Source organism: Pseudanabaena sp. CCNP1317, from assembly GCF_034931345.1.
In the GTDB taxonomy this organism is placed as follows: Bacteria; Cyanobacteriota; Cyanobacteriia; order Pseudanabaenales; family Pseudanabaenaceae; genus Pseudanabaena; species Pseudanabaena galeata.
Genome location: NZ_JAYGIF010000162.1, coordinates 21,549 through 28,371, shown reverse-complemented (window position 1 = coordinate 28,371; position 6,823 = coordinate 21,549). Strand labels below are relative to the sequence as shown.

Below are 6,823 nucleotides of genomic sequence, written 5' to 3'. Positions count from 1 at the left end.
CTAGTTCGCGTTCCTTCAACAAAAAAGTTTTAAACTGTGTCACTTTGCGCCGACTCACATCCACCCAAGCCAGATCGCACCAATCCATAAATATCCATAAGTCCGCTTGATAAGCCTTACGACTTTTTGGTTGTAAAGACCTCGATGCTAAAAATTCATCCACCCTTGCTTGACGTAAATCTGTGGCGGTGATCGCTTTGGACGGTTCATTGTAAATAACTAAAATAGGCTCTGGTATTGACATAGCAATTAGTCTTTAGCCTCGAATTACAATAATTTCTCTTCCTGCGGGGCTGATGACATTCTCAGTCGTAGTGCGATCGCTTAGCGGTGGCAAACCAGAACGGCGATCGAAGATCACCAACCAACCTGTATCCAAACTCAATCCCGATAAATATTTATCCAACTGCGATAATCCTTCCTTGAGTGGATTAGATCTGCGATCACGCCATACCTTTAACTCCATCCCCAAAGTCACTTTGCCATAGCGAAGACAAATATCCATCTTGCCCGAACCAATCGCATATTCCCTTTCCAGCGTCCCGCCTCCATTAATGACTCGATGGAGAAAAGCCATCAGCACCAGATGTGGTGCAATTTCTGGATAGGGTGTACTTCCAAACAAAGGTTCCCCATGTTGCCGCCAGAATAATAAGAACGCTTCTAGCAAGCGATTGGGCAAAAATTCCCCTTGCTCGCTTAGCCAGATTGGTTGAACATATCCTATTGACGCAGTTGTTACATAGGCAAGCACTCTTGGTATAACTTCCTGATAAATAGGATTAGCAATAGTCAAACCATCTTGATTGGTACAAAGTCCTAAATCTAAAACATAGCGAATATCATCCTGTGGCACATCTGGCAGTTCCTGCCCAGCGAGAATAGGCTGAATCACTGCTCTGACTCGATCTTCTCTTAATCTTTCGGCAAGACTATCCAGATGCGTATCTTGTCTCTTAATGAGTACTTCCTTAGCTTGATTCACTAACTCAGCAGTAATGGGAATAGATGGATCTTTAGTAATATATTCTACAATTTCCTTAGCGATCGCATTGACCAGCCAAGGCTGACCCTGCGTCAAATGAAAAGCTAAATCAACAGCTTCTGGCGTAAATACCTGCCCTGTCGCATCAGTATGTTGCTGATAAAGATTCCTCACATCCTCAAGAGTAAAATTACTCAAAGTAAAAGAACGCACTTTGATATTAAAAGGGCTGGAGGTATTTAGGCGATCGCTCCCACCTGAAGCATATTTATAATCCCGCACATCACGCATCCCAACTAGTGCGACAGACTGAGGAAATCCCTGGGGACGGCGTGGGAATCCATCCCTCAACTGTCGTAACACAGTCATCAAAGTTTGATTTTGTAGAGAATCTATTTCATCAATGAATATTACTAATGGTCTTGGTGAAGCCTCTGACCATACCTTTAAAAAATTACCAATACGCTGTGGTGACTGATTTAGATCGTAGGTGGGTGGGTTGAGTTCGTCTGGCAGCCAGAAATCTGCCGCATCTCGCCATGCTGCTAAAATGATCTCTTCTGCTTTTTCAGGTTCATCGGGAAAAGTTGCCCCTACCTCTGCCGATACCATTACTGATGTATATGCGCCACTAGCTGTAAGTTCCTGTGCGAGAGTAATCATTGCTGTCGTTTTGCCCACCTGCCTTGGCGCATGGAGCACGAAATAATTTTCCTGAGCAATTAGTTGTTCGATTTCAGGCAAGCGCTCAGTCGCTGACAACATGTAGTGAATGTCAGGCTTACAAGGACCAGCAGTATTAAACCATTTTTGCATAACGACAGCTAACTAACGGGCAGATACCTCAACAATATAACGCAACGCGCCGAGCAAACGCCTCAAACCTTGAAAACACGTCAACCAAACTAAGCATAAATACTCATTCACATAAATTTAATGACAAATAATGTATGATTATTTGCTCTAAGATGTTTCTATGACAAGTTGAGATTTTGATGCTGGAAAGTTAATAAGTGTGATTATGACCATAAGTTTGCCGCTGCGGCAAACTTATGGTGTCAACATCTATGGTAAGGGTCTCTAACACATAGCCAATCTACGTTTCGGTATTAGATGTCCGCTAAATCCCGTCTCCTTAAGCCATTTAGCCCAACCACAGGCAAAATTTGTCTGTGACTGGAGTGGTAAAATTAGCGATGGGAAGAAAATCTAGATGTAGCAGGAAGATAACACTAGACTGCTCAAGGCTTTTGGCTGCTTTAAGAGTTTACGATTTTCGGCAAGCTTATACTTGTAATTCCAGACTTTCGGCAAACTTATGCTTCCATCTGAGGAGACGAATCTAGGAGAACCCAACGGAGAAATCGGTATTTCAAACTCAGTAGCGGCAAATTTATGGTATTAATCGCGGCAAGCTTATGGTCATAATGACAGAAAGTTCTACAACAGAGATGAATTCTTGGTTCTTGCCCGAACATAGAGTTCTTCCATCGTTTCGATAAACGAATTATCTTTATGCCAGAACGGGGGATTATCGCCTTGTTTTTTGATCACGATCGCCGATACATTTGCGGGAGTAGCAAAGGGAATGGCAGATGGTAAGCGCTTATTTCCTTGCCAAAATTGTTTGAGGGTAGGAGTTTCGGCGATCGCTACAGTTTGCGGTTTGGTGAAGTAAGAGGTTGCTGGTTCTGGATCAAGAGTGCGATCTAGTTCTGATGCTAGGGCTTTGCCGAGGGGCGATTTGAGTAGTTCTGCTTGTAAATCTTCTTTGGATATACCACGCATCTCGAATAGCAGAAATGGATCTTGATCTAGTTCGCCAGCAAGTCGGTAACATAGCCCTGCTATGTGTTTACAAGGATTGGAATAATCGGGACAAGAACATTCTGTATGAAAATCTTTGCGACTATAGGGCAGTAGATGTTTACCAACGGAGGTAAAGCTATCCTCAATATTTTCAGGGACTTCATTGAGCAATAATCTTGTGACTACACTTGCCTTGGAGGACATATTGGCAATAATTTTTGTCCAGTCTTTGGCAGCGATCGCGGTCATTTTTATTTCAGTCTCATAGAAAGGCTCTTTATAGACTCCAAAATAAGGATTGACGTTACCGCGAATGGTTGCCGTGGCGAGTCCTTTGGTAATAGTAAAATGAAGAATGCGACTGTCTCCAGAATAGGCGCGACCGCGTTGGAGTCTACCTGAATCGGTAAAAGATTCGAGGGCGCTAATGAATTTTTGCCCCCACCATGTCCGACTATGTTTTGCCATTGTTTTACTCCTAAAGTTTTAAGAAATTGCCGTGCAAAGCACGCGATCTTGATTTAATCGATAATTGCACTCTTATTCAAAGCAATGAGTTGTTTAAACTTGTCGTTATCTAGCTCGGTGAGCCAAGACTCATCGGCTCCAACGATCGCCCCTGCGAGTTTCTTTTTGTCCTCAATCATTTGATCAATGCGTTCCTCTAGGGAACCGATAGTGATGAATTTATGGACAAAGACATTTTTCTTTTGTCCAATCCGAAAGGCGCGATCGGTTGCTTGGTCTTCAACGGCAGGATTCCACCAGCGATCGAAGTGAAAAACGTGGTTTGCCTTGGTGAGCGTGATCCCGACACCGCCAGCCTTGAGCGAGAGAATAAATACCGAAGGCTCCGTTTCAGGATCTTGGAACTCGGTGATCATGCGTTCTCGCTTATCACGATTTGTGCCACCGTGAATGTAGTAGCTGTTGTAATTTAGCTTTTGACGGATGTATTTTTCTAGAGCATCACCGATCTCCGTAAACTGCGTAAAGATTAACAGGCTTTCTCCTTCGGAAATTACTTCCTCCATCATTTCCGATAGACGGCTAAGCTTATGCGATCGCTCAGTTGTAAAGTCGCTACCATCTTGCAAAAACTGGCGCGGATGATTGCAAATTTGCTTGAGCTTCAGCAATGTCGATAGAATTAAGCCTTTGCGCTGAATTCCTTCGACTTCGTTGAGTTGTTTTTCCACATCTCTCACCACTACTTCATAGAGGGAGGCTTGCTCTTTAGTGAGGTTGGTATAGAGCTTTTGTTCGATTTTATCGGGCAGGTCTTTTATGATCGATTGATCGGTTTTGACGCGCCGCAAAATAAATGGTTCGACCAGCTTCTTTAATACACCTGCTTGGACTTGATCGTTATTCTTTTGAATTGGCGTTTCAAAGGATTTTTTAAATTGTGCTTCTTTACCCAAGTAGTTGGGATTGAGGAAGTTGAAAATTGACCATAAATCTAGCAGTCTATTCTCAACAGGTGTACCCGTGAGGGCGAGGCGGTGCTTTGATTCTAATTTGAGAATTGCTTTGGTTTGGGCTGCTTTAGGATTTTTGATGTTTTGAGCTTCATCAATGACAATCCGATGCCAGTTTACGGAACTAAATAGAGCTTCATCTTTGCGAATGAGGGTAAAGGAAGTAATAATCAAATCATGGGTTTGATAGATCTCTTGAAAAGCGGCAGCATCTTGGAGGCGATCGCTACCATGATGCACGATCGCTCGCAAATGTGGTGCAAACTTCTCGATTTCCTTTTGCCAGTTACCGACAACGGAAGTGGGGGCAATCAGTAACGTAGGTGGGATCTCATTTACCGATTCAAAGACAGGAAGAATTTTCTTCGATTTTGTTGTTTTCGTTGATTTTTTGGCTTTAGTGGGTTCGGGAACTTCTATAATTTCAGCACGTTCATTCACCAATCTCGCAATAATCTGAACAGTCTTACCTAAGCCCATATCATCGGCTAAACAACCATTTAAGCCCAGATTTTCTAAATATTGCAACCAGGCCACACCGCGTTTTTGATATTCGCGTAGAGTTCCATTAAGTTGTAGAGGGTTTTCGATTGGTTCAAATTGCTGCTTGTCTTGCAACTTTGATAGCATTTCCGAAAGGGTGCTGTTGCGATCAACTTCCCAGTCAGGATCGGTGGCGGTTAACTTCATCAGGTCAATCAGACTCATCTCTGATGTGCCTTGTCCCTGCTGTTGCCAAAAGGTGAGCATCTCTTGCATTTTATCGCGATCGAGTTCAATCCATTCACCACGAAACTTGACTAACGGTGCTTTAGCATTAACTAGCTGTTCCCATTCCTTAGCCGAGATGCTTTCATCACCGATCGCTAGTTCATATTGATATTCCACTAATTGATCAAAACCAAAGTAGCTCTTAGCTTGAGTTTTAGAGCTTGCTGCACTTTTGCTAGAACCTTTCAGCTTTATTTTTGCGCGTCGTCGTCCCGCAGGAGTCCACCAAGCAGGGACAACAACTTTGTAGCCAGCATCTTCTAAAACCCAAGCTGATTCCTTCAAAAATTCAAAAGCTTGGTCAAGATCGAGGCTTAAACCTATCGGGCGATCGGTTTCTAGCCCTTGCCAAACTGGATTATAGATTCTGGCGGCATAACCAAGATTTAACAAGAGATTCTGCTCAAACTCTTTGCCAAACTGTTTTTCAAACGTTTTCTTTTTGGCTGCTGTCATTGTCCAATAATCGGCTAATGGCAATTTCAGGGATGGATCTTGTTTAGGCGAAACTTGAAATTGCAGTTGCCAAGGTTCTTCTTCTTTAAGTGGAGCTTGGAGTTGAAAACAAAGATAGAATGCAGAATCGGACTGGGTGCGAACAATTTTTTGTTTCCATGCTTGCCATTGTTGGTACTCTTCTAGAGCAAAATCTCCAGAAACAATTGCATCGGTATAATGATTGTCGGAAAAATCAAGACATTTTTGTAATAATGACCCCGATACTAGTTTCTCAAATTGGGCTGTAGAAGAAGTATTGGTGAGAATGCTATGCAGAACTGATTCTGAGAAGTGCTGTAATAGAGTGAGGTGATCGCTAAACAATGGATGTCCCGCGACTTCACTAAATCCTGCCACACAAGCTAAGGGCATATACTCGACATATTGCTGTAACTCTTCGGCATATTGCTCAGAAACGATTTCCCAAGCTGGATAAATCTCAAATTTTGGTGCTTGACTAGCTGCTTTTTTGGACTTTGCAGATGTTTTAGCAGGAGTTTTAGTTGCTTTAGGTGCTTTAACCTCAAGTTCTCGATACTTAATTGCAGGAATATATTGATCTTTGAGAATAATCTGTTTGAAGGCTTGGGTGTAGTGATACCAAAACAGTAAATCCGAGCCTAGCTGTACTTCGGCAAGATTATTGATGGCGATGAAATGTAAATCATTCAGTAACTTGACAACATTCATCGCTCGGCGAAATTGATAACTACCAGTTTTGATGGAAGTAGTCACCTGATAACAATCAATTTGCCAATATTGTAGATCAAAGTTTTCAGGGCTTTCAATTTCTAAATATCTTGCGGATTCTAACGATGGTAATGGCTTATTTTCACTTGTGGGTAATAAAAAATATTTTGGGAAAACCGCCTTGTTAGCACTGTATTTCTGAGAATTGTTTTCTTGCAAAAGCTCATCTTTAATGGCTAGCTCGTTAGACAAAAATGACTTTAATTCCAGTTCCGCCAGACTAGCAGGATGTTTTGGCGATAAATCATCAGATACTTTCTCCGTCTTAGCTGATTTGCTAGATAATTTGCTTGATGATTTACGTTTGGTTGGAGTGAGCGTCTTCGATTCCGTCGTCTCTACCCAAATATAAAAATTGCCAGTTTGGATAAAATCATCACTATGATCGGGAATCCAAGTACCATGCAGAATTTTCATAGATGTTCACGAACGGTTTGGGTCAGGACTAAATTTAGTGTCAATTGTAATTTATTATTTAGATTTTGAGATAGAAAATTGCCTGTGGATAGACTTTGAATTGTCTGTATTT

The 6,823-nt window shown here is 42.1% G+C and carries 3 protein-coding genes and 1 pseudogene; all 4 read right to left on the bottom strand.

What is annotated here, in order from left to right; genetic code table 11:
* Window positions 1–244 (bottom strand): annotated as a pseudogene (locus tag VB775_RS25480) (hypothetical protein); the annotation flags it as partial.
* A 12-nt stretch (window positions 245–256) separates the two neighbouring features.
* On the bottom strand, window positions 257–1,801 hold the full coding sequence (locus VB775_RS25475) for an ATP-binding protein (protein WP_281009854.1): 1,545 nt from the start codon (window positions 1,799–1,801) through the stop codon (window positions 257–259).
* Window positions 1,802–2,425: 624 nt separating this feature from the next.
* On the bottom strand, window positions 2,426–3,262 hold the full coding sequence (locus VB775_RS25470) for an SWIM zinc finger family protein (protein ID WP_281009855.1): 837 nt from the start codon (window positions 3,260–3,262) through the stop codon (window positions 2,426–2,428).
* Between the two features lie 53 nt (window positions 3,263–3,315).
* Window positions 3,316–6,711 (bottom strand): DEAD/DEAH box helicase, encoded by a 3,396-nt coding sequence (locus tag VB775_RS25465; RefSeq protein WP_281009856.1) that lies wholly within the window; start codon window positions 6,709–6,711, stop codon window positions 3,316–3,318.
* Between the last annotated feature and the right edge of the window lie 112 nt (window positions 6,712–6,823).